Here is a 23255-nt window from a genome sequence, read left to right on the forward strand (position 1 = left end):
CGTCAGAACGCGAAACTACTCGCCTTCGCCGCTCGCTAGCAAGCAGCTCGCTAGCAAGCACCCATGCCCAGCTGCATCAATGCCAGCCCACCCTGATGCCAGCCCCACCAAACCAGGGCCAGCAGCAATACGCCGACGGCGATGGCTGCCATCCGCGGCCAAAGACTGTTCATGCGGCACTCACTTGGATTTGCAGGCGCGCCACCGGCTGCTCGCGCACTGGCCAGTTCAGGGCTGCGGCCATCAGACTCAAGAGAATCGCCACCTGCCAGATCAAGTCGTAGCTCCCGGTTCGGTCATACACCACCCCGCCCAACCAGCCGCCGAGGAACGAGCCCAGCTGGTGGAACAGGAAAACAATCCCGCCGAGCATGGACAGATTTCGGACACCAAACAAGGTTGCCACCGTGCCGTTGGTCAAGGGCACCGTCGACAGCCAGAGGAAACCCATGGCCATGCCAAACAAATAGGCCGTGATCTGAGTGACGGGTGCCCAGAGGAACAGTGCAATCACCACCGCCCGCAACAGATACAGACCGGTGAGCAAGCGTGGTTTGGACATCCGTCCGCCGAGCCAGCCTGCGGTATAGGTACCGAAGATATTGAACAGCCCGATCAGCGCCAGCACCGTGGTGCCGACGGAGGCTGGCAGGTGTTGATCCACCAGATACGCCGGCAAGTGCACACCGATGAACACCACTTGAAAACCGCAGACAAAAAAGCCGAACGCCAACAACCAAAACCCTGAATGGGAGCAGGCTTCGTGTAGCGCTTCAGAGAGGGTTTGCTCATGCCCGAGCACCGGCAACGGCTTGTCTTTAAGCATGCTCACCAGCGGCACGATCAGCGCCACCAGCAGGCCCAGCACCAGCAATGCCGCAGACCAGCCCAGCCAGCCGATCAGCCCCAGCGTGCCGGGCAACATGGCGAATTGACCGAAGGAACCGGCAGCACTGGCGATCCCCATGCCCATGCTGCGTTTTTCCGGTGGTACGGCACGGCCGACCACGCCGAGGATCACCGAGAACGAGGTGCCGGACAGGCCGATACCGATCAACAACCCGGCGCTCAAGGACAAGGTCACCGCCGAATCGGACAACCCCATGAACATCAGGCCCAGGGCGTACAGAACACCACCGATCAACACCACCTTTGCGGCGCCAAAGCGGTCGGCCAATGCGCCGGTGAATGGCTGCGCCAGGCCCCAGATCAGGTTCTGCAGGGCAATGGCGAAGGCAAACACTTCGCGGCCCCAGCCGAATTCGGTACTCATCGGCGCCAGAAACAGCCCGAAGCCGTGTCGCACCCCCAGGGACAACGCCAGAATCAGCGCACTGCCCAACAGCACCCAACCGCACGTACGCCACATCGATGTCATTATTGTTCTCCGGTAGCGGGTATATACCCGCTTAAGATCGAAAAAACTGGCCTCAAGCCAGTTCGTCCAGCAGTTTCAGCAAGGTTTCACGCTTCTCGGCACCCAGACGGTCGATCAACCGCTGCTGCGCCGCTTCCCAGGCCGGCAAGGCCGCTGCCAGACGTTCGCGCCCCGTCTCGGTGAGCAGGACGATGCGATTGCGCATGTCTTCGCCCTCGATCAGCGTCACCAGACCTTCACCCTCCAGCACCCGTAGATTGCGCCCCAAGGTGCTGCGATCCAGGCCCATGGCCTCGGCCAGTGTCGAGATGCTCGGCTGATCCAGACGCTGCAGGTTGCACAGCAGAGAATACTGGGCAACGTTGATCCCGAAGCCGTCGAGCGCGCCGTCGTAATGCCTGCTGACGCCACGAGCGGCGCGACGCAGGTTAGTGCACAAACATTGAGAAGGAAGCATGGTGCGTGTATATACCCGCGGTTAAATGAAAGCAAATATTTCGACACATTTTACCTGTAAGAACGAGCAGTGCAGCGATCCGACTTGCCCGCTCCCCCACAGGAATTCAGAGCAGCGCCAACCCCACCAGCACCGCCACTTCCAGCAACTCCAGCAACGCCCCGGCAGTGTCGCCGGTCGTCCCGCCCAATCGCCGCATCATGACTTGCCGCAACCAGACAAACACCACAGCTGCCAGCGCAAGCGCCCACACACCGCTGAGGCCCGCGATCAACACACAGGCCACCGCACTGATCACCAACACCTGTTTCCCGGCCAAACGTGGCAGATGATCGGCCAGCGCCTGCCCCAATCCACCGGGACGCACGTAAGGTGTGGTCAGGAATAATCCCAACAGCGCGCTGCGAGCAATCAGTGGAACGATGATCAGCACTACGCTGTGCTGCTGCTCGATCAACGCCAGCAATGCGGCGAACTTGAGTAGCAACACCAGCACCAGCGTTACCACCGCGATCGGCCCGCTACGCGGGTCTTTCATGATCGTGAGAGTGCGCTCACGGTCGCCATAACCACCGAGCCACGCATCGGCGCTATCGGCCAGGCCATCCAGGTGCAACGCTCCGCTGAGCAACACCCACACAGTCAATAACAGTGCGGCATGAAGCAACAACGGCGCGCCCTGCAACAGCCCATTCAGCGCCCACAGAATGGCACCGAACAGCACGCCGACCAGCGGATAAAACAGCAGCGACCGGCCCAATTCCTCGGGCGTTGGCATGCCCGGCAGGCGAATCGGCAGGCTGCTGAGAAATTGCAGGGCGATCCAGAACGGCAACATGATCAGATCGCTTCCCTTAACAAAGCGCCGGATTCAACCGTCAACGAGAACAACGCGCCATGGCCAACCTCAACGTTGAGCAGCTGCTCACGCGGCAATCCGCGCGCTTGCGCCAGTAACAATCGCATGACGCCGCCATGGCTGATCAGCAGGACCCGCTCACCCGCATAGGCCGCGTGCAACCGCTCAATGGCCGCCAACACCCGCGTCGAAAAGTCGGCAACCGGCTCACCATCAGGCGGCGTAAACGAATAGGGATCGGCCCAGAACAAGCCCAATGCCTCGGCACTGGTTTCCATCAGCGCCGCGGCGCTCTGTCCTTCCCAGACGCCGAAGTGCAGCTCTTGCAGATCCTTTTCCAGCTGCACTGGCAGCCCCAATTGCGCCCCAAGCTCTTCAGCAAAGCGTGCGCAACGCTGCAACGGCGAGCTGACCAAGCGATCCCAAGGGCCCTGCTCAACCACCGCAGCGCGCATCTGCTCCCAGCCCTTGCCGGTCAGCGCGTCATCGAGGCTGCCGCGCAGGCCGCCACCGAGTTCGGTTTCGCCATGACGCAACAGGTCCAGGCGCAAGGTCATGCCGGGCGATCCGCCACTGCGGCTTCGGCGAATGTTGCCATCTGCCCGTGCAGGTCGCAGGCCAGGCGCAGCAATGGCACGGCCAACGCCGCACCACTGCCCTCGCCCAACCGCAGGCCGAGGTCCAGCAACGGTTCGGCGTTCAGGGTTTCCAGCACATGGCGATGACCTGGCTCGGCACCACGATGACCGAACAGCAACCACTCACGACAGGCCGGATTCAGACGCACCGCCACCAGCGCGGCGACGCTGCAAATAAACCCGTCGACCAACACCGCGACGCCTTCCTGAGCACAAGCCAGGTACGCGCCAACCAGCGCAGCGATTTCGAAACCGCCGAGGTTGAACAAGGTTTGCAGCGCATCGCCACGCTGAGCACCATGCAACGCCAAGGCGCGTTCGATGACCTGGGCTTTATGGCTGACACCTGCAGCGTTCAGGCCGGTGCCCGGCCCGGCCAGGTGCACCACCGGGCAATCGAGCAAAGCACAAGCCAAGGCGCTGGCCGCCGTGGTGTTGCCGATGCCCATTTCGCCGCCGATGAACAACTGCGCGCCTGCTGCAATGGCGCGCTGCACACTGTCGCGACCAGCCTGCAAGGCGAGTTCGCCCTGGGCCTGAGTCATCGCCGGGCCCTGGACGAAATTCGCCGTGCCCGGGCCGACGTTCAAGTGACGCACACCCGGCAGATTCAATGACGGCGTAACGGTGCCGAGGTCGACTACTTCAAGGGACGCGCCCAACTGCCGCGCCAACACGCTGATCGCCGCGCCGCCGCTGACGAAGTTGTGCAGCATCTGTCCGGTGACTTCCTGCGGAAACGCCGACACCCCTTCGGCGACCACGCCATGGTCACCGGCAAAAATCGCGATCCACAGCTGATCGAGGGTCGGCTTGACCTGCCCCTGCAACCCGGCCAGTTGCACCGCCACCGCTTCGAGCTGGCCGAGGGAACCGGCAGGCTTGGTCAGTTGCTGTTGACGCGCCTGCGCCTGTTCGACCACTTGTGCATCGATTGGCTTGCACGGGTTCAGCCACCAGGTGTGAGTCATAATGCAGTTCCTTTCAAAGTCAGGGGCAGGCCGGCGACGGTCAGGACGACACGTTGGCAGCGCTCGGCCAAGGCTTGATGCAGCCAACCGGCTTCATCGACATAGCGGCGAGTCAATTCGCCCAGCGGCACGACACCCATTCCGGTCTCGTTGCTGACAAAAATGATTTCACCCGGCAACGATGCCAGGCAGTCCAGCAGGGCCTCGCGCTCGGCCGACAGGCGCTCGGCGTCGTCGAGCATCAGCAGATTGGTCAGCCACAGCGTCAGGCAATCCACCAGCAGGCAACGGTCGACGCCGGCGCTTTCGCGCAGTACGCGGGCCAGCTCCAGCGGTTCCTCGATCAACGCCCATTCGGCCGGACGACGGGCACGGTGATGGGCCACCCGCTCGTTCATTTCACCGTCCAGGGGTTGGCTGGTGGCGATGTAAGTGACGTGGAGCTGACTGTCAGTCGCCAGCTTTTCAGCCAGACGACTTTTGCCGGAGCGGGCGCCGCCGAGGATCAGTTGCAGCATGGTTCATTCCTTAAAATCTTCGATGAGGCCAGTGCAGCCACCTCAAAAACCGCAGAGTTCACGCAACAGCGAGGTATCCAGATGCTTCTCCACCAGATCCGCCAACCGCTCGATATCGCGCTCGCGCAACCCGTGGTAATCCACCTCCTGCACCTCCTGCAAACCAGCCCAACGCAACAGTGCACTGCACGCCGCCGGTGATTCGAACAGGCCATGCAGGTACGTACCGAAAATCTGCCCATCGGCACTTTGCGCACCATCGCTGCGACCATCGTCCAGCTGCACGGCGGCGTTTTCCAGCGCCGGCCCGGTGGTCACGCCGGCATGAATTTCATAGCCGCTGACCTGCGCATCTTCCAGCGCCAGACGCCCACGTACGTTGCGCAACTGCTTCTCTTCTTCGAGCTGCGTTTCGAACGCCAGCAAACCCAAACCGGCACTGGAACCCGGCGCGCCTTCGAGGCCCAGCGGGTCATGCACCTGCTCGCCGAGCATTTGCAGGCCGCCGCAGATTCCCAGCACTTTGCCGCCGTAGCGCAAGTGCCGCGTGATCGCAGAGTCCCAGCCGTTGCTCCGCAGGTACGCGAGGTCGCTGCGTACGCTTTTCGAACCCGGGAGAATCATCAGGTCGGCCGGTGGAATCGCCTGGCCAGGGCCGATGAATTGCAGGTCCACTTGCGGATGCAGGCGCAGTGGATCGAAATCGGTGTGGTTGCTGATGCGCGGCAGTACCGGCACCACCACGTTGAGCACTTGATCGGCCTTGTCGGCCTGACGCTGATCGAGGCCGTCCTCGGCCTCAAGATGCAGGTCCATCACATAAGGCAACACGCCGATCACCGGTTTGCCGGTGCGCGCTTCCAGCCAGTCCAGCCCCGGTTGCAGCAAGGCGATGTCGCCGCGAAAGCGGTTGATGATGAAGCCTTTGACCCGCGCCTGTTCGCTGGGCGACAGCAGCTCCAGCGTACCGACCAAATGCGCGAAAACCCCGCCGCGATTGATGTCGGCAATCAGCACCACCGGGCAGTCCACCGCCTCGGCAAACCCCATGTTGGCGATGTCGCCGGCGCGCAGGTTGATCTCGGCCGGCGAGCCCGCCCCTTCAACCATCACCAGCGGATACGCCGCGCTCAGCCGTTCATGGGAGGCCAGCACCGCCTGCATGGCGATGGCCTTGTAGTCGTGATAGGCGACCGCATTCATGGTGGTGACGGCGCGGCCATGGATGATCACTTGGGCGCCGGTATCACTGTTGGGTTTAAGCAGCACCGGGTTCATGTCGGTGTGCGGTTCAAGGTTTGAAGCCTGGGCCTGCACCGCCTGAGCGCGACCTATCTCGCCACCGTCGGCGGTCACCGCACTGTTGAGGGCCATGTTCTGCGGCTTGAACGGCACCACGCTCACGCCTTGGCGCGTGACCCAACGACACAGTGCCGTCACCAGTGTGCTTTTACCGGCATCGGATGTGGTGCCTTGCACCATCAACGTTGTCATGGGTTTTCCTTGGCATGGATTTGCAGGGCTTGTTCGAGGCGCGACCAGTCCGCTTCATCCGCAGGTAAACCAAAACGCAGGCTGCTGTTGTGGGTGAACAACCGCAGCAGAATGCCACGCCGGGCCATGAATTCATGCAGCGCTTGGGCGCGCTCGGTGATCAGCCACTGGAACAACGCGCAACCGCCCTGAGGTTTGAAACCATACTGCTCAAGCAGCAACGCCAGACGCTCGCCAGCTTCGTCAGTGCGAATGCGCTGTCGGGTGTGCCCGTCCGTATCCGTCAGGCACGCCTGGCCCAGGACGCGGGTCGGCCCACTGACCGCCCAAGGCCCGACCTGCTCGGCCAACAGTTTGAGCAACTTGCGCTCGGCCAGCACAAACCCTAGCCGCACACCGGCCAAGCCGAAAAACTTGCCGAAGGAACGCAGCACGATCAAGCCGATCTGGTTGGTGAACGGCGCCAGACTCAAATGCGGTGTGTTGTCCATGAACGCCTCGTCCACCACCAGCCAGCCACCGCGCTGGGCCAGCCGCGCATGCCAATCCAGCAGGCGGGCCGGGGTCAGGCTCAGACCCGTGGGATTGTTCGGATTGACCACCACCAGCACGTCCAGGTTGTCGAGAAAGAAATCGACTTCCGACTCCAGGACTTCACGCACGACATAACCGTTGCGACGCCAGGCTTCGGCGTGCTCGGCGTAACACGGCGACAGCACGCCGACCTTGCCGGCCCTGCGCAAACGCGGCAGCAACTGAATCGCCATTTGCGAACCGGCCACGGGCAACACCTGGGCCGCACCGTAATAGTCGCAGGCGGCTTGCTCCAGACCGTCATCGGTTTCCGGCAGACGTGCCCAGGCCCGCAGCGGGATATCCGGAACCGGGAATGGCCAGGGCGCAAGACCACTGGACAGGTCGAGCCAATCGGCTTCGGCGATACCGTATTCAAGTGCTGCCTTGCGCAACCGGCCACCGTGTTCAAGCATAGAATTCAGCCCCCACGCAGAGAATCAGCAGCCATAACCATACCCCGCGCTGGACCAATTGCCAGCCACGGTCGATGGAATCGGCATCCGCCGGCACGCCTTCGCCCAACTGCGGACGCTGATGCAGTTCGCCGTGATAAATCGCCGCCCCGCCCAACTCGACACCCAACGCACCGGCACCAGCCGCCATCACCGGCCCGGCATTCGGGCTGTCCCAGGTCGGCCCCTGGGTGCGCCAGCATTTCAGCGCCAGTCGGGTTTTGCCCAACAGTGCGTAGGTCAACGCCACCAGGCGTGCAGGAATGTAGTTGAGGACATCGTCGATCTTTGCGGCAGCCCAGCCGAAACGCTCGAAGCGTTCGTTGCGATAACCCCACATCGCATCCAGGGTGTTGCTCAGACGATAGAGCACCACACCAGGCGCACCCGCCACGGCAAACCAGAACAGCGCGGCGAACACTGCATCGCTGCCGTTCTCCAACACCGATTCGGTGGCGGCGCGGGCGACTTCGGTTTTGTCCAGTTCGCTGGTCTGGCGGCTGACCAGATAACCGACACGTGTACGCGCCTCAACCAGATCATCGCTGCGCAGGGCCTTGGCCACCGGCTCGACATGCTCGCCGAGGCTGCGCATGCCAAGCGCGCAATAGAGCGCGAGAATCTCGACGATCCAGCCAACATAAGGTGCCCAGGACAGCGCGGTGACCAGCAAGGTCAGCGGCACGACCGCCATCACCCAGGCCGTCACCCCGTGACTGCGCCAGCCGCGGCCAGCGGAGTTGAAACGTTGTTCGATGCGATCGGCAAAACGACCGAACGCCACCAGCGGATGCCAGCGTTTAGGTTCACCCAGCAGCGCATCCAGCGCGACCGCGGCGACACTCAACAACGCCACACTCATTGACTCACTCCCCAATAATTTTCATACAGCAACTCGTTGAGCGGACGCGCTTGCGCCCAGCCTTCGAGTACCAGCATCGGCGCTGGATAGAATTCCTTGACCGGCCCCAGGCAAAGAACGGCCAAAGGCTTGGCCCCGACCGGTAAACCCAACAGGTTCGCCAAGGCTTGCGGTTCGAACAGCGACACCCAGCCCATGCCCAGGCCTTCGGCGCGGGATGCCAGCCAAAGGTTCTGGATGGCACAGGACAGCGAGGCCATGTCCATTTCCGGCAACGTACGACGGCCGAAAATATGCCGTTCGCGATCGTCCATCAGCGCAGCGACCAGCACTTCGGCGCAGTCTTGGATGCCTTCGACCTTGAGCTTCATGAATTCGTCGGAGCGCTCGCCGAGGGCTTCGGCGGTGCGGACGCGTTCCTCCTCCACCAGTTGCTGGATCTTGCCGCGCAGCGCCCGGTCGCTGATGCGGATGAACCGCCAGGGCTGCATCAGGCCGACGCTCGGCGCCTGGTGCGCGGCTTCGAGCAGGCGCCTCAGTAACTCGGGCTCGACCGTGCCGCCGCTGAAGTGGCGCATGTCACGGCGTTCGCCGATGGCCCGGTAGACCGCATCGCGTTCGACTTCGGAAAAGGCGTTTTCTGTCATGGCCTGCTCGCGATGACGGCTTCACGATCGGGCGCCAACAACGCAGCAATCGCCGCCGGATTGGACGGAAAATAAAAGTGCACATAAGAGGCCGTCATCCGCCCCTCACGATAAACCGCCTCCGCCCCTCGCCCGCCATTGGGGCTCAGGCCACGCGCAATCGGCTCAAGCTCGGTGCTGGTCAGCGAGTGGTGATAGGTGTGCCCACGCAGCAAACCTTCGGGCAGTTCCACCGCCTGCAAGGCCAACGCCGCCAAACGCTTCTGCATCACCGCATCACCGGTCAGCAAGCCAACCAGTTCAGCGCGAGTACCCTCGACATCGGTCAACGAGTCCAGCAGGTACAACATGCCGCCACACTCGGCCAGCAACGGTTTGCCCGCCGAGTGATGCGCGCGGATGGCGGTCAGCATTGGCGTGTTTTGTGACAACGCCACATGGTGCAATTCAGGGTAACCGCCCGGCAGATAAAGGCTGTCTGCCGCCGGCAACTCGCGGTCGCGGATCGGCGAGAAGAAAGACAACTCGGCGCCCATCGCCCGCAGCAGATCCAGGCTCGCGCCGTAGGTAAACGCAAAGGCTTCGTCCCGGGCCACGGCAATCCGCACGCCGGCCAGCAATGGTTCGGCGGCGATCACTTCAGGCACGGCGAACTCCACGGCAGGCGGTAAAGCCACGTCGCAACTGCTGGCCAGCGAGGCGGCTGCTGCATCGAGGCGCAGATCGAGATCATTCAATTCGCTGGCCTGTACCAGGCCGAGGTGCCGACTCGGCAATTCGATGCCGGTCTCCCGGGATAACGCGCCGTACCAACGCAAGCCTTCTGTCAGACTGCCTTCGAGCAATTGCGCATGACGCAGGGTGCCAACCCGGTTGGCCAACACACCGGCAAACGGCAAATCCGGCTGAAAGCGCGCAAGCCCCAGGGCCAGTGCACCAAACGTCTGCGCCATCGCGGTGCCGTCAATCACGCCGAGCACCGGCACACCGAAATGCCGCGCCAGGTCGGCACTGGACGGCGTACCGTCGAACAACCCCATGACGCCTTCGATGAGAATCAGGTCAGCTTCGCCAGCGGCTTCCCACAACAGGCGACGACTTTCCTGCTCGCCGACCATCCACATGTCCAGCTGATAGACCGGCGCACCGCTGGCGCGCTCGAGAATCATCGGGTCGAGAAAGTCCGGGCCGCATTTGAACACACGCACCTTGCGCCCCTGATTGCGGTGCAAGCGGGCGAGCGCGGCGGTGACGGTGGTCTTGCCCTGACCGGAGGCCGGCGCGGCAATCAGTACCGCCGGGCATTGACGTGGTTGATTCACAACTCGACGCCTTTTTGCGCCTTGATCCCGGCCTGGAAGGCGTGCTTGATCATGCCCATTTCGGTGACGGTGTCAGCCAGTTCGATCATCTCCGGTTTGGCGCCACGGCCAGTGACCACCACATGCTGCATCGGCGGACGGGCCTGCAAGTCGCTGAGCACCTGATCGAGATCGAGGTAACCGTGCTTGAGGGCGATGTTCAATTCATCGAGTACCACCAGGCCAATCGACGGATCGCTCAGCAGTTCGCGGGACACCGCCCACGCAGCTTCGGCGGCGGCGATGTCACGCTGGCGATCCTGGGTTTCCCAGGTGAAGCCCTCGCCCATCACATGAAAACGCACCTGCTCCGGGAAACGCCGGAAGAACAGCTCCTCGCCGGTGCTGCTGCGCCCCTTGATGAACTGCACCACGCCGCATTGCATGCCGTGGCCCATGGAGCGCGCAAGCATGCCGAACGCCGAACTGCTTTTGCCTTTACCGTTGCCGCTCAGCACCAGCAGCAGGCCGCATTCATTCGGCGAATTGGCGATGCGTTCGTCGATCACGGCTTTTTTGCGCAGCATGCGCGCCAGATGGCGTTCGTCACGATCGGGGGTATCAGTCATGGGGGAGCTCTCCGTTGAGGCTGGATAACGGCGGGCAGGCACAAGAATAGACGGCAAGAAGCCTGGCATCGCCCACCGTGATGCCGCTGAATGGATCAGGCCGGTCTCCGGGCTCATGAGCGGCTCGGGGCCAACTGCGCGCCTTCCCGCATCGTTCATCGACACAGTGGCATCAGGCGCAGTCTTCACTCATTTACCGTTGCGGGGGCAGCGCCGGGATCGTGATCATTCTTCGCTGGAAGAAATCCACTCACCGGCTTCCCTGTTTCACTCTGTCGACCAAGGCCACAGAGCACCTGAAACAAGCCGCGAAGGTTAGAGGGTTGGGGGTGGAGCGTCAATTAAAGACGGGACGCCTTCCGGCGAATAACTGCCGCTGATCAATTATCTGACGCCAATCTTGTGCCACACTGCCAGCAGTGATATCAAAGAGCCACAACCTCATAACACAATAACAAGGGTGAGCCACATGCAAGGCATGATCATCAGCAATCCGAAGCTGGAATTCCTGCGCCCGGTGCTGGAACGCTGGTTTGACTGTATCGACCGCTACAACGCCGTGCGCGGCGATAACGATACGCCTTACTGGTACGACGAAAACGCCAACCTCGGCCTGCTCTCTGCCGCAGCCTGGATGGCGGAAATGGTCACGCTGCAGCAAACACCGTCGCGCAAACAGACCGAAGAAGGCGAACGCAACGCCCGCGCCGATCTGTTTATCGCCACCAGCGAAGAACGCGCGTACCTGTAGGCCACCCAGCGCTGGCCGCGGGTCAACAACCTGAACCTGACCCAGGCACTGGCGGACATCACCAGCGACGCGAAGCGCATCAGCTACGCCAGCGACCTGAAACTCGGCTGCCTGTTTGTCGCCCCACAAAAAGCCCAGCACAGCGCCACCCCGGAAGAACTCCAGGACATGCTCGACGACCTGCAAAAGGAGCACACCTGCGCCGTGGCCTGGTATTTCCCCTACGCCTACCGCAAGTTGCGCAATGAAGCCGGCAACTACCATCCGGGGATCGCCGTGCTGTTCAAGGAGGCCCGCGGCTGACCGGTTGAACCATCGGGTGTTTACGCTTCTCTATGATTACGTCAATGCATTCATAGGGAAGATCAGTAATGCGCAAACCCCAGCTCATTCTCATCATCGCGCTCGCCGGAGGGCTCGCCGCCTGTGGTGAAACCTCCAGCCTGCAAGTCTCGGACGGCACCGGACCGTCGCCCAAGCTGCCGGAACCGAACAAAACCCTGATCCCGACGGTGAACATCGCCCCGGCGATCGGCTGGCCTCAGGGTAAAAAACCCGTCGCCGCCGCAGGCACTCAAGTAGCAGCGTTTGCCGAAAACCTCGAACACCCGCGCTGGCTCTACGTGCTGCCCAACGGCGACGTACTGGTGGCCGAAACCAACGCGCCGTCCAAATCCGATGACAGCAATGGCATTCGCGGCTGGATCATGGGCAAAGTCATGGGCCGCGCCGGGGCTGGCGTCCCCAGCCCGAACCGCATCACTCTGCTGCGGGACAAGGACCACGACGGCGTCGCCGAAACCCGCACGGTGTTCCTGGAAAACCTCAACTCGCCTTTCGGCATGACCCTGGTTGGCAAAGACCTGTATGTCGCCGACACCGACCGCTTGCTGCGTTTTCACTATGAAAACGGCGAGACAGCGATCAAGTCACAGCCAATCAAAGTGGTCGATTTGCCGGGCGGCACGCGAAATCACCACTGGACCAAAAACGTCATCGCCAGCAAGGACGGCAGCAAGCTGTACGTCACCGTGGGCTCGAACAGCAACGTTGGTGAAAACGGCATGGATCAGGAGGAAGGTCGCGCGGCGATCTGGGAAGTCGATCGCGCCACCGGCAACCATCGAATCTTCGCCTCGGGGATTCGCAACCCGAACGGCCTGGCCTGGGAGCCACAAAGCGGCGCACTGTGGACCGCAGTCAACGAGCGTGACGAAATCGGCAGCGACCTGGTGCCGGACTACATCACTTCAGTGAAGGACGGCGGGTTCTATGGCTGGCCTTACAGCTATTACGGGCAACATGTCGATGTTCGCGTCGAGCCACAAAACCCTGATCTGGTCGCCAAGGCCATTGCACCGGACTACGCGGTGGGGCCCCATACCGCGTCGCTGGGCCTGACGTTCGCCGAAGGCAGCAAGTTGCCCGCGCCGTTCACCCAAGGCGCCTTCATCGGCCAGCATGGCTCGTGGAACCGTAAACCGCACAGCGGCTACAAAGTAATTTTCGTGCCGTTCAGCGCCGGCAAACCGAGCGGACAGCCGCTGGATGTGCTTACCGGCTTCCTCAACGACGAGGGAAAAGCCATGGGGCGGCCGGTGGGCGTGGTGATCGATCAGCAGGGCGGCTTGTTGGTGGCGGATGATGTGGGGAACAAGGTGTGGCGCGTTTCCGCGGCCAAGTAAAGTCTGTCCGTAGGAGCGAGGCTTGCCCGCGAAAGCGGTGTGTCAGTCGATATCAATGTTGACTGTGCTGCCGCCTTCGCGGGCAAGCCTCGCTCCTACAACTCCGCCAGAGCGATCATGACAACCCCCTAGGGATTATGTGCCAAGTGCTCGGGCTGCAGGACGCGCTTGGCGCTCAGGTAGGCTTTCTGCCAGTAAGCCTTGGACAAGCTGTCCAGCTTGACCGTGCCGCCCGTGGCTGGTGCATGGACGAAGCGCCCTTCGCCGACATAGATCCCGGCATGGCTGACCTGGGAGCCACCATTGGTGGCAAAGAAAATCAGGTCGCCGGTTTGCAGGCCTTCCTTGCCGACGTCGGGAGCCTGCATGCCGATCATCTCGCGTGTGGACCGCGGCAAGGAAATGCCTGCGACATCGCGATAGACGTAACCGATCAAACCGCTGCAATCGAACCCGGAATCCGGCGTGTTGCCGCCCCAACGATAAGGCGTCCCCACCAGACCGAGCGCGCGAAACAGCACGTCTTCTGCCGCAGGGGAAAAGGCTTGGGGAGAACCGAAAACAATCGGTGCGCGAACCACCGGCGCAGGTGGCGGTGTGCGGCTGGCGCAGGCGCTGAGCAGCGCAGCGAAGAACATGAGTGCGAGGCGGGCCGACATCGTCATAAACAGAACATCCTGATCTGGCTGCGGCTTTTTTCTGCCACAAAGACAGAAAAGAAAACCGCCTGCGCAGAACGCAGGCGGTTTGCCATCAATAATAGATCAGGATTCTAGCGGCTACGCGGCAAACTTCAAGTAAGACTTTAAGTTCGCCTTGTAAACTGTCCGCTTATTGGCGCGCAGTGACGATAGGCGCTGCAGCCGGTGCCATTGCGAGCGCACGCTTGGCTTCGATGAAGGTCTTGCTCCAGTAGCTGTCGCCCAGGCTATCGACCCGGACACCACCGCTTTTACGGCTGCTGGAGTGGATGAACTGGTTGTCACCCACGTAGATCCCGGCGTGACTGACACGACCGCGACGGCCATTGGTGGCGAAGAACAGCAGGTCACCCGGCTTGAGGGCGCTGCGAGCCACCAGCGGAGCGTCAACGTTGATCATTTCGCGAGTGGAGCGCGGCAGGTTCATGCCAGCCTCTTCACGAAACAGATAACCGATGAAGCCGCTGCAGTCGAAGCCTGCCTCGGAGGTGCCGCCGAAACGGTAACGGGTACCGATCAGGGACATGCCACGTTCGAGGATGCTGTCAGCCAGAACTGGAAGCTGGTACGACTTGCCCCCGGCGAAGTCTGCCAGTTCTTTATTGGTTGCTAGCTCTTCCTGGAAAAGAACGGAAGAAGACTGTGCGGTAACTGAATTTGAAACCTGATGCTGTGGCTCTTGCTGGGACACTGGAGAGTGAGCAGCGCAACCGAACAACAGGGTGACGAGTGCGAGAGGCACGAGGGGTGCGAAGCGATTTAGCATGGGCACGACCGTGGCTGATAGTTGTAAAGAAGCCGAGACTATGCCCGCTATCGATCTCATTTGCAAATTCAATCGATCTTTATGTGACTTATCGGTTTCTCGTTTCCATCTAAGCGCTTAAGCCCATTTTGAACCTTTGCGCAGCCTGCTCCCCTGCAGGAAAGCGGATTTGTTGACGCCTGGAATATGCCGGAGCCCGCGAAAAACCTGGCTTTTACCAGCCCAACGTCTCTTTCAGGAACGGGATTGTCAGCTTGCGCTGAGCTTGAAGGGAGGCCTGATCGAGGCGCTCAAGCAGCTCGAAAAGCGCACTCATGCTGCGAGTACCGCGAGTCAAAATAAAATGACCGACTTCGTCAGTCAGGTGCAGGCCACGACGGGAGGCGCGCAACTGCAAGGCACGCAACTTGTCTTCGTCAGAGAGCGGACGCATCTGGAAGATGAGCGCCAGTGTCAGCCGAGACTTGAGGTCCGCCAGCTTCACCGGTAGTTCGCGCGGGGATGTCGAGGCGGCGATCAGCAGACGCCGACCGCTGTCACGCAGACGATTGAACAGATGGAACAACGCCTCTTCCCAATCCGCCTTGCCGGCGACCGCCTGCAAATCGTCCAGGCAAACCAGTTCGTATTGTTCGAGGTTGTCGAGGATTTCGATGCCGCGGTCCATCAACTCGGCCAGCGGCAGATACACCGCCGGTTCACCCATCTGCTCGAAACGCAGGCAAGCCGCCTGCAACAAATGCGTGCGCCCTACCCCGTGCTTGCCCCAGAGGTAAATCAGGCTTTCCGTCCAGCCGGCGTCGGCTTCGCACAGCCGCTCGACATAGCCGAGTGCAGCGGCATTGGCGCCTGGGTAGTAATTGATAAAGGTGGCGTCATCACGCAGACGCACACCTAGGGGCAGCTGAATCGGTTTCATGCTGACTGAACAGTTCCAAAGGAACCGTTAGTGGCCTCTGTGTAAAGTTTGCGAAGTTTATACCCGTGAAGCTGACGGCACAATGCGACAGACCACAAGCAAAATCAAAGGTTTGCGTTAACGTGCTGGTTTTATGACAGTTTCTTTGGCGGTGCATGTGACAGCCGCGGGAGGGATACGGGCAAACCCGGCGTGAAACCAGGCTGCCCGCGACGAGCGATCTCGAAGCCTTACTTCTCAGACTCGTCGACACCGCCGTAGATATCCGAATCTTTATACAAATCATGCACATGGCGCACCAGAACCATGATCACCGCCGCCACCGGCAATGCCAGCAGCACCCCGGTAAAACCAAACAGCTCGCCGCCGGCCAGAATCGCAAAGATCACCGCCACCGGGTGCAGGCCGATCCGGTCACCCACCAACAACGGCGTCAGAACCATGCCTTCCAGCGCCTGGCCGACCATGAACACCGCGACGATACCGATCATGGGATACAGATCGCCACCGAACTGGAACAGGCCGGCAATCAACGCCGCGCCAATCCCGATGACAAACCCCATGTACGGCACGATCGCCGCCAGGCCGGCAATCAGACCGATCAACAACCCCAGTTCCAGCCCGACGATCATCAAGCCAGCGGCGTAGATCACACCCAGCGCCAGCATCACCAGCAACTGTCCGCGCACGAACGCCCCAAGCACTTCATGGCATTCCCCAGCCAGGGTCATGACACGCTCTTCACGATCACGCGGCAGCAAGCTGCGGATCTTGGCCATCATCAGGTCCCAGTCGCGCAGCAGATAAAAACTCACCACCGGGATCAGCACCAGATTGGCCAGCCAGCCGATCAGCGCAAGGCCTGAAGCCGTCGCCTGACTCAGCACCACGCCGACAATGTCGGTGGTCTGGCCCATATGCTCGCTGATCGCTGCCTTGAGCTTGTCGAACTTCCAGAAGCCCTCCGACAAACCCAACTTCGATTGCGCCCACGGCAACGCGGTGTGCTGCAACCAGTCGAGCATCTGCGGCGCCAGTTCATACAAGCGAAACAGCTGCTTGGCGAGCATCGGCACCAACACCAACAACAGCGTGGTGAGGACCATCGTGAACAACGCGAACACCGCCACCACGCCCCATGTCCGGGACAAGCCGAGCTTCTCCAGCCGATCCACCAGCGGGTCGAACAGATAGGCCAGCAACAGCGCCACCAGGAACGGCGTCAGGATCGGATGCAACAGGTAAACAAACGCGCAAAGCAGGGCCACCCCACCGAGCCAGAACCAACGCCGCGTATCGGCCATGTACCACTCCTGCTTCTATATAAAGAAAAAACTCACCAACGGAAATGCAACTGCGGCGTCGGGGCAGGCGCTGGCGCTGCGGCCGGCGCAGAACCCACAGTCACCGGCTGAACAGGTGCCGGCGCCTGACTGGCCGGAACTTCCTGCAATTGCGCCAGGGACAACTGAGCTCGCAGCTGATCGGCGCTGCCGTTGACGCGATAAAGCACGCGGTCGCCATCGACACTTTGCAGACGCGCGCCAAAAGGCTCCAACAAACGCCCAAGCGTCGCATAACGCTCCAGATTCATGCCCTGCACTTCCAACAATTGCTCACCCGACGCACCTGGCTTGGCAACGAAACGCGACGCCAGACGCTCGCTGACCGCCAGCATCACCGCATCGGCCACGGCGGCGGTATCGGCGCCCTGCACGCTGCCGGCCTCTTTCTGATCGCCCAGCCACAGTCGCCACTTGGCTTGCCATTGCCCCCCTTCTTCACGGGCATGCACCGCCAGCAAGGCATCGGCATTGTAACGATCGGAGGCACTGCGCAGTGGCGCAGGGTCGGCACCTTCCAGATTCGGTGCCGTGGCGACGATCTGTTCATTCAGGTCAGCCAGCGGCAAACGCAGCGGCAGGCCTCGGTGCTGAGCCGCCCGACGCAAGGGCGCAGCACTGGCCTGACCATCGCCGACCAGGCTCGAACCTTCGGTGGAATCGTTCAACCACCAGCCGAGGATCGACGGCCGATTGGCCCCCCACACGGCCAGCCCGGCACGACGCAAGGCCTGCTCGGTGGTGGCCGGGTCGAAATCGACTTTCAGCACTTGCGGTGGCCCGGCGTCGTAGCCGAACTGACTGATGATCTGCTGAGGGTCTTTGCGCACGGCCGCAAGGCCAGGGCTTTGCGCCGCCTTGGGATCGCCGGTCAAGCGCAACACCAGCGTTTCCAGCGCCTGCTGAGTCGCCTGGTCGCGCTCCTCCGGTGTCTGGCCGCTGACCGGTTGGCGCACTTGATAGAGGCCTTTGACGGTTTCGGCATGGCTGGCCAGGCTGACCACGGATAAACAGCCCACGAACAAGAATTTAAGAAAACGCATGGAAGATTCCTGACGACAAGAGCGGCTGGAACAGACCGCATGAAGACGATTGAGCCAGGGCTGTGACCGCAGGCCCAAGCAAAACATTCACACGATCGCGGTAAGTTTTCGCACTGTCATAACGATAGACGGTTAACGTCGTACCTTATACAGCCATGTGGGACGTCGCCAACACGGGCAATATCAGTTTTTTTAACGCGATATGCCCCTGCCCGTCGGCACGAGGATGGCCGCTGCCCCTCAAGCCTGATAAAATCGCGCGCCTTCGCAGACCGGCTACAGCCGGGTGGTGTCGAAATAGCGCGTGAGGCAATTGCCTCATCAATTTCGACAGGCCCGCTGAACTCGGTCGTTACCCCTGAATCCCCCCTAAAGGCCTGGATCATGAGCAAGCAACCCTCCCTGAGCTACAAGGACGCCGGTGTAGACATCGACGCCGGTGAAGCATTGGTCGAACGCATCAAGAGCGTCGCCAAGCGCACTGCGCGCCCGGAAGTCATGGGCGGCCTGGGCGGTTTCGGCGCCCTCTGCGAAATCCCGGCCGGTTACAAACAACCGGTGCTGGTATCGGGCACTGACGGCGTCGGCACCAAGCTGCGCCTGGCGCTGAACCTGAACAAGCACGACAGCATCGGCATCGACCTGGTGGCCATGTGCGTGAACGACCTGGTGGTCTGCGGCGCTGAGCCGCTGTTCTTCCTCGACTACTACGCTACCGGCAAACTGAACGTCGACACCGCTGCTCAGGTTGTAACCGGCATCGGCACCGGCTGTGAACTGTCCGGCTGCTCCCTGGTCGGCGGCGAAACCGCTGAAATGCCTGGCATGTATGAAGGTGAAGACTACGACCTGGCCGGCTTCTGCGTCGGCGTCGTGGAAAAATCCGAAATCATCGACGGTTCGAAAGTCGCTGCCGGCGATGCCCTGCTCGCCCTGCCGTCTTCCGGCCCGCACTCCAACGGCTACTCGCTGATCCGCAAAATCATCGAAGTATCGGGTTCCGACATCGAGAATATCCAGCTCGACGGCAAACCGCTGACCGACCTGCTGATGGCTCCGACCCGTATCTACGTGAAGCCGCTGCTCAAGCTGATCAAGGACACCGGCGCCGTCAAAGCCATGGCCCACATCACCGGTGGCGGCCTGCTGGACAACATCCCGCGCGTACTGCCAAAAGGCGCTCAAGCGGTGGTTGACGTCGCGAGCTGGACCCGCCCTGCGGTGTTCGACTGGCTGCAAGAGAAAGGCAACGTCGACGAAACCGAAATGCACCGCGTGCTGAACTGCGGCGTCGGCATGGTCATCTGCGTGGCTCAAGAGCACGTTGAAACCGCGCTGAACGTCCTGCGTGAAGCTGGCGAGCAGCCATGGGTCATCGGTCAGATCGCCACCGCTGCCGAAGGCGCGGCTCAGGTCGAACTGAAGAACCTCAAGGCTCATTAATGTCCCAGACCTGTGATGTGGTGGTGCTGCTGTCCGGCACCGGCAGTAACTTGCAGGCCTTGATCGACAGCACGCGGACCGGCGACAGCCCGGCCCGCATTGCTGCGGTGATTTCCAACCGCGCCGACGCCTACGGCCTGCAACGCGCCAGGGACGCGGGTATCGACACCCGCACCCTGGATCACAAGGCTTTCGAGGGCCGCGAGGCCTTCGATGCCGCGCTGATCGAACTGATCGACGCCTTCAACCCCAAACTCGTGGTACTGGCCGGTTTCATGCGCATTCTCAGCGCTGACTTCGTGCGCCATTACCAGGGTCGCCTGCTCAATATCCATCCCTCGCTGCTGCCCAAATACAAAGGGTTACACACTCATCAGCGCGCGCTGGAGGCCGGCGATACGGAACACGGCTGCTCCGTGCACTTCGTCACCGAGGAACTCGATGGCGGACCACTGGTCGTACAGGCAGTAATACCGGTAGAGTTGCACGATTCGCCGCAGAGTCTGGCGCAGCGAGTCCACACCCAGGAACACCTGATCTACCCGATGGCCGTACGCTGGTTTGCCGAAGGCCGTTTATCACTCGGCGAACAAGGTGCTTTACTGGACGGACAGTTACTCGCGGCCAGCGGCCACTTGATTCGAACCTAGGAGATTTTATGCGTCGTGCCCTGCTCTTCGCTTGCGCCCTGCTCGCCCTGCCGTTTGCGCAGGCCGCGGACCTTCATCCCTTCTCCGCCAGCTACACCGCCGACTGGAAGCAACTGCCCATGAGCGGCACCGCCGAACGAAGCCTGACCAAGGAAGCCAACGGCGTCTGGAAACTCAGCTTCAAGGCATCGATGATGATCGCCAGCCTGACCGAAGAAAGCACCCTGACCCTGGACAAGGACACGCTGCTGCCGCAGTCCTACCACTTCGAACGCGGTGGCCTGGGCAAAGCCAAGAAGGCTGATCTGGATTTCGACTGGACCAACAAGATGGTCACCGGCACCGACCGCGGTGACGCCGTCAAGCTCCCGCTCAACCGCGGCATGGTCGACAAGTCCACCTATCAACTGGCGCTGCAGCATGACGTGGCCTCCGGCAAGAAAAGCATGAGCTATCAGGTCGTCGATGCCGGCGAAGTCGATACCTATGACTTCCGCGTGCTGGGCTCGGAGAAAGTCGACACCAAGGCAGGCCAGATCGATGCGGTCAAGGTCGAGCGCGTGCGCGATCCGACACAAAGCAAGCGCATCACCGTGCTGTGGTTCGCCAAGGATTGGGATTACCTGCTGGTCCGTCTGCAACAGGTCGAAACCGACGGCAAGGAGTACAACATCATGCTCCTCGACGGTACGGTCAACGGCAAGACGGTCAAAGGCAGCTGATCCGGACCGACATGAAAGCCCCGCAAACGCGGGGCTTTTTTTCGTCTGGCGTTAAGCGGGGGGGGGACAGGACAATGACAACTTTGAGCTGTGGCCAAATCGTCCGGCAAGAAATAGGAACGCGAACGTGAAGGAATACTCTATAAATTCAGGGTCTTTTTTGATCGAATGACTTTTCCTGATCCCTGCGAGGTTTCCCATGACCGTTACCGTCAATACTGTCTCCGCCGAAGGTTTTCGTCACAGCGTCCAGATCGATGACCATGAACTGTTTGCCGATGTTCCCAAGTCGTCCGGTGGCGAAGGCACCGCGCCAGAGCCCCATGACTATTTCGACGCGGCCCTCGGCGCCTGCAAGGCCCTGACCCTGAAACTGTATGCGAAGAAGAAGGGCATCCCACTGACCGGCGTCGGGGTCGAGGTCAAGCGCGACAACAGTGAAGAGCAGAAAGGCAAATATGCCCTGCACGTCAAACTCACGCTCAAGGGCGTACTCACCGACGCCCAGCGCGACGAGCTGCACCGCGTGGCCGACCGCTGCCCGGTACATAAGCTGATGACCACCTCTGAAGTCAGCATCGAGACTCATCTGTCCGAAGGCGCCTTCAGCCAATAGCGGCAACGGCTGCGCAAGCGGGTTATGCTCCCTGCGTCACCCGCTCAGCCTGGAACGCACCATGAACACTCCGCTCGTGATCCGCCCCCGCGCCGAAGATGTCGAAGGCCAGCCGATCCTTCGCCCTTTGCCATCAGCCAAGTGCCGCAACGTCGGGCCCTTCGTGTTTTTCGACCACATGCTCGAAACCCGTTATCCACCGGGCAAAGGCATGGACATCCGTCAGCATCCGCACATCGGGCTGTCCACCCTCACCTACCTGTTCGAAGGGCAAATCCAGCACAAGGACAGCCTCGGTTCCGATCAGGTGGTGAATGCCGGCGATGTCAGCTGGATGACCGCCGGCAGTGCGATTGCCCACGTCGAACGCACGCCCGAAGCCTTGAAGAACAGTGGCGGTACGATGCACGGCTTACAGATCTGGCTGGCTTCGCCCAAGGACCGTGAGCACGGCCCAGGACACTACAGCCACCATCCAGCAGCCACGCTGCCCGTCAGCGAAAACCTTGGCGTGAAGATACGAATGATCGCCGGGAAGGGCTTTTGCCTTGAATCACCGGTCCCGGTGCTTTCGCCTACGCTGTATGCCGAATTGAACCTGCAAACGGCGACCACGCTGCTGATTCCCACCGAGCATGAAGAACGGGCGCTGTATGTGTTGAGCGGCGAGGCGCAGCTTGATGGCGAGCTGCTGGAGCCCTACACGCTAGTAGTGCTGCCGGCCGGGGAAGAGATGACGCTGTTCGCCGAGAGTGACTGCCATGCCGTACTGTTTGGCGGAGCGCCACTGGACGGGCCACGACGGATCAACTGGAACTTCGTGGCCAGTGATCCGGCGTTGATTGATGAAGCACGTCGGCGCTGGGCGGCCGGGGATTGGCCGACGGTGCCGGGGGAAAGTGAGCGGATTGAGTTGCCGAAACACCGAAGCCCGCCAACGCCCCTGTAACTGATCGGCTGATCGTTCCCACGCCGCGAGCATCCCTAGAGGCATTCCCACGCAGAGCGTGGGAACGATCATCGTCCGGACCGAGAGCAGCAATCAACCCTTGAACACTTCATCCAGCAAGTTATGCATCGACGTGAACGCGCGAGCCGCGGTTTTCGCGTCATACATCATCATGCCCGGCACGTTGGCATGCGGGTCGGTGAACGAATGCACCGCGCCGCCATAGCTCAGCAATTGCCAATCCACACCGGCGGCATTCATCTCAGCTTCAAACGCTGGCAGCTGGTCTTTCGGCACCAATGGATCGGCGGCGCCATGCAGCACCAGCACTGAACCCTTGATGTTTTTCGCATCGTTCACGTTCGGCGTATCGAGCGTGCCATGGAACGACACCGCAGCCTTCACCGGCGCACCGCTACGCGCCAGCTCCAGCGCGCAGCAACCACCGAAGCAGAAACCAAAAGTCGCCAGTTTCGAGGTATCGACCGCCGCCTCGCCCTGCCCTTGCAGTTGTTCGAAGGCTGCCTGCATGCGTTTGCGCAGTAAGGCGCGATCATTCTTCAGCGGCATCATCGCCGCGCCTGCCTCGTCGCCGTTCTGCGGACGAACCGATTGCCCGTACAGATCCGCGATCAGCACCACATAACCCTTGGATGCCACCGATTTGGCAATCTCCTCGGCGCCGACGCTGACGCCCATCCAGTTCGGCGCCATCAACAGACCCGGACGCGGGCCTTTATGGTCGGCATCGAAGGCCAGACGGCTTTCATACGATTGGCCGTCGATCTGATAGGCGACGGATCGAACAGTGATTTGGCTCATGACTGACTCCCAGTAAAAAAGCACCAGAATGAAAAAACCCGCCGAAGCGGGTTTTTATACAAC

25 protein-coding genes, 1 pseudogene and 1 riboswitch are annotated in these 23255 nt (G+C 61.3%); of the genes and pseudogenes, 7 read left to right on the forward strand and 19 right to left on the reverse strand.

Translation table 11 applies throughout. The annotated features are described in order from the left end of the window. Positions 1-50: 50 nt before the first annotated feature. The 13 genes from FFH90_RS30445 to cobO form a co-directional block, all read right to left on the reverse strand. A complete protein-coding gene (locus FFH90_RS30445; protein ID WP_007936107.1) occupies positions 51-173 on the reverse strand; it encodes a hypothetical protein in 123 nt (40 codons plus the stop codon). Beyond that, positions 170-1378 (reverse strand): MFS transporter, encoded by a 1209-nt coding sequence (locus FFH90_RS22050; RefSeq protein ID WP_138866090.1) that lies wholly within the window; start codon positions 1376-1378, stop codon positions 170-172. The genes FFH90_RS30445 and FFH90_RS22050 overlap by 4 nt, the downstream gene beginning before the upstream one ends. Before the next feature lie 52 nt (positions 1379-1430). After that, the gene (locus FFH90_RS22055) at positions 1431-1835 is read right to left on the reverse strand and encodes a MarR family winged helix-turn-helix transcriptional regulator (RefSeq protein WP_138866091.1); all 405 of its coding nucleotides are present in this window, start codon (positions 1833-1835) and stop codon (positions 1431-1433) included. 106 nt (positions 1836-1941) lie between these two features. After that, complete coding sequence (locus FFH90_RS22060; protein ID WP_138866092.1) at positions 1942-2673, reverse strand: adenosylcobinamide-GDP ribazoletransferase; 732 nt, start codon at positions 2671-2673, stop codon at positions 1942-1944. A 2-nt stretch (positions 2674-2675) separates the two neighbouring features. Next, positions 2676-3251: an alpha-ribazole phosphatase family protein gene (gene cobC / locus FFH90_RS22065; RefSeq protein ID WP_111454365.1), complete on the reverse strand. Its 576-nt coding sequence runs from the start codon at positions 3249-3251 to the stop codon at positions 2676-2678. Continuing rightward, a complete protein-coding gene (gene cobT, locus FFH90_RS22070; protein WP_018925134.1) occupies positions 3248-4303 on the reverse strand; it encodes a nicotinate-nucleotide--dimethylbenzimidazole phosphoribosyltransferase in 1056 nt (351 codons plus the stop codon). The genes cobC and cobT overlap by 4 nt, the downstream gene beginning before the upstream one ends. Next, complete coding sequence (gene cobU / locus FFH90_RS22075; protein ID WP_111454366.1) at positions 4300-4821, reverse strand: bifunctional adenosylcobinamide kinase/adenosylcobinamide-phosphate guanylyltransferase; 522 nt, start codon at positions 4819-4821, stop codon at positions 4300-4302. Before cobU ends, cobT begins: the two co-directional genes overlap by 4 nt. 42 nt (positions 4822-4863) lie before the next feature. Then, entirely contained in the window at positions 4864-6315 is a 1452-nt protein-coding gene (locus tag FFH90_RS22080; RefSeq protein ID WP_138866093.1) for a cobyric acid synthase, read from the reverse strand. After that, positions 6312-7304, reverse strand: coding sequence for a threonine-phosphate decarboxylase CobD (gene cobD, locus FFH90_RS22085; RefSeq protein ID WP_019648164.1), 993 nt, complete (start codon positions 7302-7304; stop codon positions 6312-6314). Before cobD ends, FFH90_RS22080 begins: the two co-directional genes overlap by 4 nt. After that, a complete protein-coding gene (gene cbiB / locus FFH90_RS22090; RefSeq protein ID WP_018925130.1) occupies positions 7297-8205 on the reverse strand; it encodes an adenosylcobinamide-phosphate synthase CbiB in 909 nt (302 codons plus the stop codon). The genes cobD and cbiB overlap by 8 nt, the downstream gene beginning before the upstream one ends. Further along, positions 8202-8852, reverse strand: a complete 651-nt coding sequence (gene bluB, locus FFH90_RS22095) for a 5,6-dimethylbenzimidazole synthase (protein WP_138866094.1) — start codon at positions 8850-8852, stop codon at positions 8202-8204. The genes cbiB and bluB overlap by 4 nt, the downstream gene beginning before the upstream one ends. Then, complete coding sequence (locus tag FFH90_RS22100; protein ID WP_138866095.1) at positions 8849-10174, reverse strand: cobyrinate a,c-diamide synthase; 1326 nt, start codon at positions 10172-10174, stop codon at positions 8849-8851. The genes bluB and FFH90_RS22100 overlap by 4 nt, the downstream gene beginning before the upstream one ends. Further along, positions 10171-10782 carry a cob(I)yrinic acid a,c-diamide adenosyltransferase gene (gene cobO, locus FFH90_RS22105; RefSeq protein WP_007936078.1) on the reverse strand — a complete coding sequence of 204 codons (612 nt, stop codon included), beginning with the start codon at positions 10780-10782 and terminating at the stop codon, positions 10171-10173. The genes FFH90_RS22100 and cobO overlap by 4 nt, the downstream gene beginning before the upstream one ends. 80 nt (positions 10783-10862) lie before the next feature. Beyond that, positions 10863-11097: riboswitch (cobalamin riboswitch) on the reverse strand. A gap of 154 nt (positions 11098-11251) precedes the next feature. Here cobO and FFH90_RS22110 point away from each other — a divergent pair. Then, positions 11252-11836: pseudogene (locus tag FFH90_RS22110) on the forward strand (hypothetical protein). A 68-nt stretch (positions 11837-11904) separates the two neighbouring features. Next, positions 11905-13218, forward strand: a complete 1314-nt coding sequence (locus FFH90_RS22115; RefSeq protein WP_138866096.1) for a sorbosone dehydrogenase family protein — start codon at positions 11905-11907, stop codon at positions 13216-13218. A 128-nt stretch (positions 13219-13346) separates the two neighbouring features. On the opposite strand, the gene FFH90_RS22120 is transcribed toward FFH90_RS22115, so the two are convergent. The 5 genes from FFH90_RS22120 to FFH90_RS22140 all read right to left on the reverse strand — a co-directional run bounded on the left by FFH90_RS22120 (position 13347) and on the right by FFH90_RS22140 (position 17990). Further along, positions 13347-13883, reverse strand: a complete 537-nt coding sequence (locus tag FFH90_RS22120) for a C40 family peptidase (RefSeq protein WP_064619367.1) — start codon at positions 13881-13883, stop codon at positions 13347-13349. A gap of 166 nt (positions 13884-14049) precedes the next feature. After that, the gene (locus FFH90_RS22125) at positions 14050-14685 is read right to left on the reverse strand and encodes a C40 family peptidase (RefSeq protein WP_064619369.1); all 636 of its coding nucleotides are present in this window, start codon (positions 14683-14685) and stop codon (positions 14050-14052) included. Between the two features lie 214 nt (positions 14686-14899). After that, entirely contained in the window at positions 14900-15604 is a 705-nt protein-coding gene (gene hda / locus FFH90_RS22130; RefSeq protein WP_007936072.1) for a DnaA regulatory inactivator Hda, read from the reverse strand. Between the two features lie 230 nt (positions 15605-15834). Then, on the reverse strand, positions 15835-16908 hold the full coding sequence (locus FFH90_RS22135) for an AI-2E family transporter (protein ID WP_018925123.1): 1074 nt from the start codon (positions 16906-16908) through the stop codon (positions 15835-15837). Between the two features lie 32 nt (positions 16909-16940). Beyond that, positions 16941-17990, reverse strand: coding sequence for a DUF2066 domain-containing protein (locus FFH90_RS22140; RefSeq protein ID WP_138866097.1), 1050 nt, complete (start codon positions 17988-17990; stop codon positions 16941-16943). Positions 17991-18374: 384 nt separating this feature from the next. On the opposite strand from FFH90_RS22140, the gene purM reads away from it, so the two are divergent. From purM to FFH90_RS22165, 5 genes are all read left to right on the forward strand, one after another. Continuing rightward, a complete protein-coding gene (gene purM / locus FFH90_RS22145; RefSeq protein WP_138866098.1) occupies positions 18375-19433 on the forward strand; it encodes a phosphoribosylformylglycinamidine cyclo-ligase in 1059 nt (352 codons plus the stop codon). Continuing rightward, positions 19433-20083, forward strand: a complete 651-nt coding sequence (gene purN, locus FFH90_RS22150; protein WP_018925121.1) for a phosphoribosylglycinamide formyltransferase — start codon at positions 19433-19435, stop codon at positions 20081-20083. Before purM ends, purN begins: the two co-directional genes overlap by 1 nt. 8 nt (positions 20084-20091) lie before the next feature. After that, positions 20092-20805 (forward strand): DUF3108 domain-containing protein, encoded by a 714-nt coding sequence (locus FFH90_RS22155; protein ID WP_064619375.1) that lies wholly within the window; start codon positions 20092-20094, stop codon positions 20803-20805. Between the two features lie 199 nt (positions 20806-21004). Continuing rightward, positions 21005-21421: an OsmC family protein gene (locus tag FFH90_RS22160; protein WP_007936063.1), complete on the forward strand. Its 417-nt coding sequence runs from the start codon at positions 21005-21007 to the stop codon at positions 21419-21421. A gap of 61 nt (positions 21422-21482) precedes the next feature. After that, on the forward strand, positions 21483-22370 hold the full coding sequence (locus tag FFH90_RS22165) for a pirin family protein (RefSeq protein WP_138866099.1): 888 nt from the start codon (positions 21483-21485) through the stop codon (positions 22368-22370). 93 nt (positions 22371-22463) lie between these two features. On the opposite strand, the gene FFH90_RS22170 is transcribed toward FFH90_RS22165, so the two are convergent. Next, entirely contained in the window at positions 22464-23192 is a 729-nt protein-coding gene (locus FFH90_RS22170) for a dienelactone hydrolase family protein (RefSeq protein ID WP_138866100.1), read from the reverse strand. Between the last annotated feature and the right edge of the window lie 63 nt (positions 23193-23255).

The organism is Pseudomonas sp. ATCC 43928 (genome assembly GCF_005938665.2).
GTDB lineage: Bacteria > Pseudomonadota > Gammaproteobacteria > Pseudomonadales > Pseudomonadaceae > Aquipseudomonas.

Coding starts and splice junctions, on each gene's coding strand:
- FFH90_RS30445 (WP_007936107.1), bottom strand. CDS start 173: ATGAACAGTCTTTGGCCGCGGATGGCAGCCATCGCCGTCGGCGTATTG.
- FFH90_RS22050 (WP_138866090.1), bottom strand. CDS start 1,378: ATGACATCGATGTGGCGTACGTGCGGTTGGGTGCTGTTGGGCAGTGCG.
- FFH90_RS22055 (WP_138866091.1), bottom strand. CDS start 1,835: ATGCTTCCTTCTCAATGTTTGTGCACTAACCTGCGTCGCGCCGCTCGT.
- FFH90_RS22060 (WP_138866092.1), bottom strand. CDS start 2,673: ATGTTGCCGTTCTGGATCGCCCTGCAATTTCTCAGCAGCCTGCCGATT.
- cobC (WP_111454365.1), bottom strand. CDS start 3,251: ATGACCTTGCGCCTGGACCTGTTGCGTCATGGCGAAACCGAACTCGGT.
- cobT (WP_018925134.1), bottom strand. CDS start 4,303: ATGACTCACACCTGGTGGCTGAACCCGTGCAAGCCAATCGATGCACAA.
- cobU (WP_111454366.1), bottom strand. CDS start 4,821: ATGCTGCAACTGATCCTCGGCGGCGCCCGCTCCGGCAAAAGTCGTCTG.
- FFH90_RS22080 (WP_138866093.1), bottom strand. CDS start 6,315: ATGACAACGTTGATGGTGCAAGGCACCACATCCGATGCCGGTAAAAGC.
- cobD (WP_019648164.1), bottom strand. CDS start 7,304: ATGCTTGAACACGGTGGCCGGTTGCGCAAGGCAGCACTTGAATACGGT.
- cbiB (WP_018925130.1), bottom strand. CDS start 8,205: ATGAGTGTGGCGTTGTTGAGTGTCGCCGCGGTCGCGCTGGATGCGCTG.
- bluB (WP_138866094.1), bottom strand. CDS start 8,852: ATGACAGAAAACGCCTTTTCCGAAGTCGAACGCGATGCGGTCTACCGG.
- cobO (WP_007936078.1), bottom strand. CDS start 10,782: ATGACTGATACCCCCGATCGTGACGAACGCCATCTGGCGCGCATGCTG.
- FFH90_RS22115 (WP_138866096.1), top strand. CDS start 11,905: ATGCGCAAACCCCAGCTCATTCTCATCATCGCGCTCGCCGGAGGGCTC.
- FFH90_RS22120 (WP_064619367.1), bottom strand. CDS start 13,883: ATGACGATGTCGGCCCGCCTCGCACTCATGTTCTTCGCTGCGCTGCTC.
- FFH90_RS22125 (WP_064619369.1), bottom strand. CDS start 14,685: ATGCTAAATCGCTTCGCACCCCTCGTGCCTCTCGCACTCGTCACCCTG.
- hda (WP_007936072.1), bottom strand. CDS start 15,604: ATGAAACCGATTCAGCTGCCCCTAGGTGTGCGTCTGCGTGATGACGCC.
- FFH90_RS22135 (WP_018925123.1), bottom strand. CDS start 16,908: ATGGCCGATACGCGGCGTTGGTTCTGGCTCGGTGGGGTGGCCCTGCTT.
- FFH90_RS22140 (WP_138866097.1), bottom strand. CDS start 17,990: ATGCGTTTTCTTAAATTCTTGTTCGTGGGCTGTTTATCCGTGGTCAGC.
- purM (WP_138866098.1), top strand. CDS start 18,375: ATGAGCAAGCAACCCTCCCTGAGCTACAAGGACGCCGGTGTAGACATC.
- purN (WP_018925121.1), top strand. CDS start 19,433: ATGTCCCAGACCTGTGATGTGGTGGTGCTGCTGTCCGGCACCGGCAGT.
- FFH90_RS22155 (WP_064619375.1), top strand. CDS start 20,092: ATGCGTCGTGCCCTGCTCTTCGCTTGCGCCCTGCTCGCCCTGCCGTTT.
- FFH90_RS22160 (WP_007936063.1), top strand. CDS start 21,005: ATGACCGTTACCGTCAATACTGTCTCCGCCGAAGGTTTTCGTCACAGC.
- FFH90_RS22165 (WP_138866099.1), top strand. CDS start 21,483: ATGAACACTCCGCTCGTGATCCGCCCCCGCGCCGAAGATGTCGAAGGC.
- FFH90_RS22170 (WP_138866100.1), bottom strand. CDS start 23,192: ATGAGCCAAATCACTGTTCGATCCGTCGCCTATCAGATCGACGGCCAA.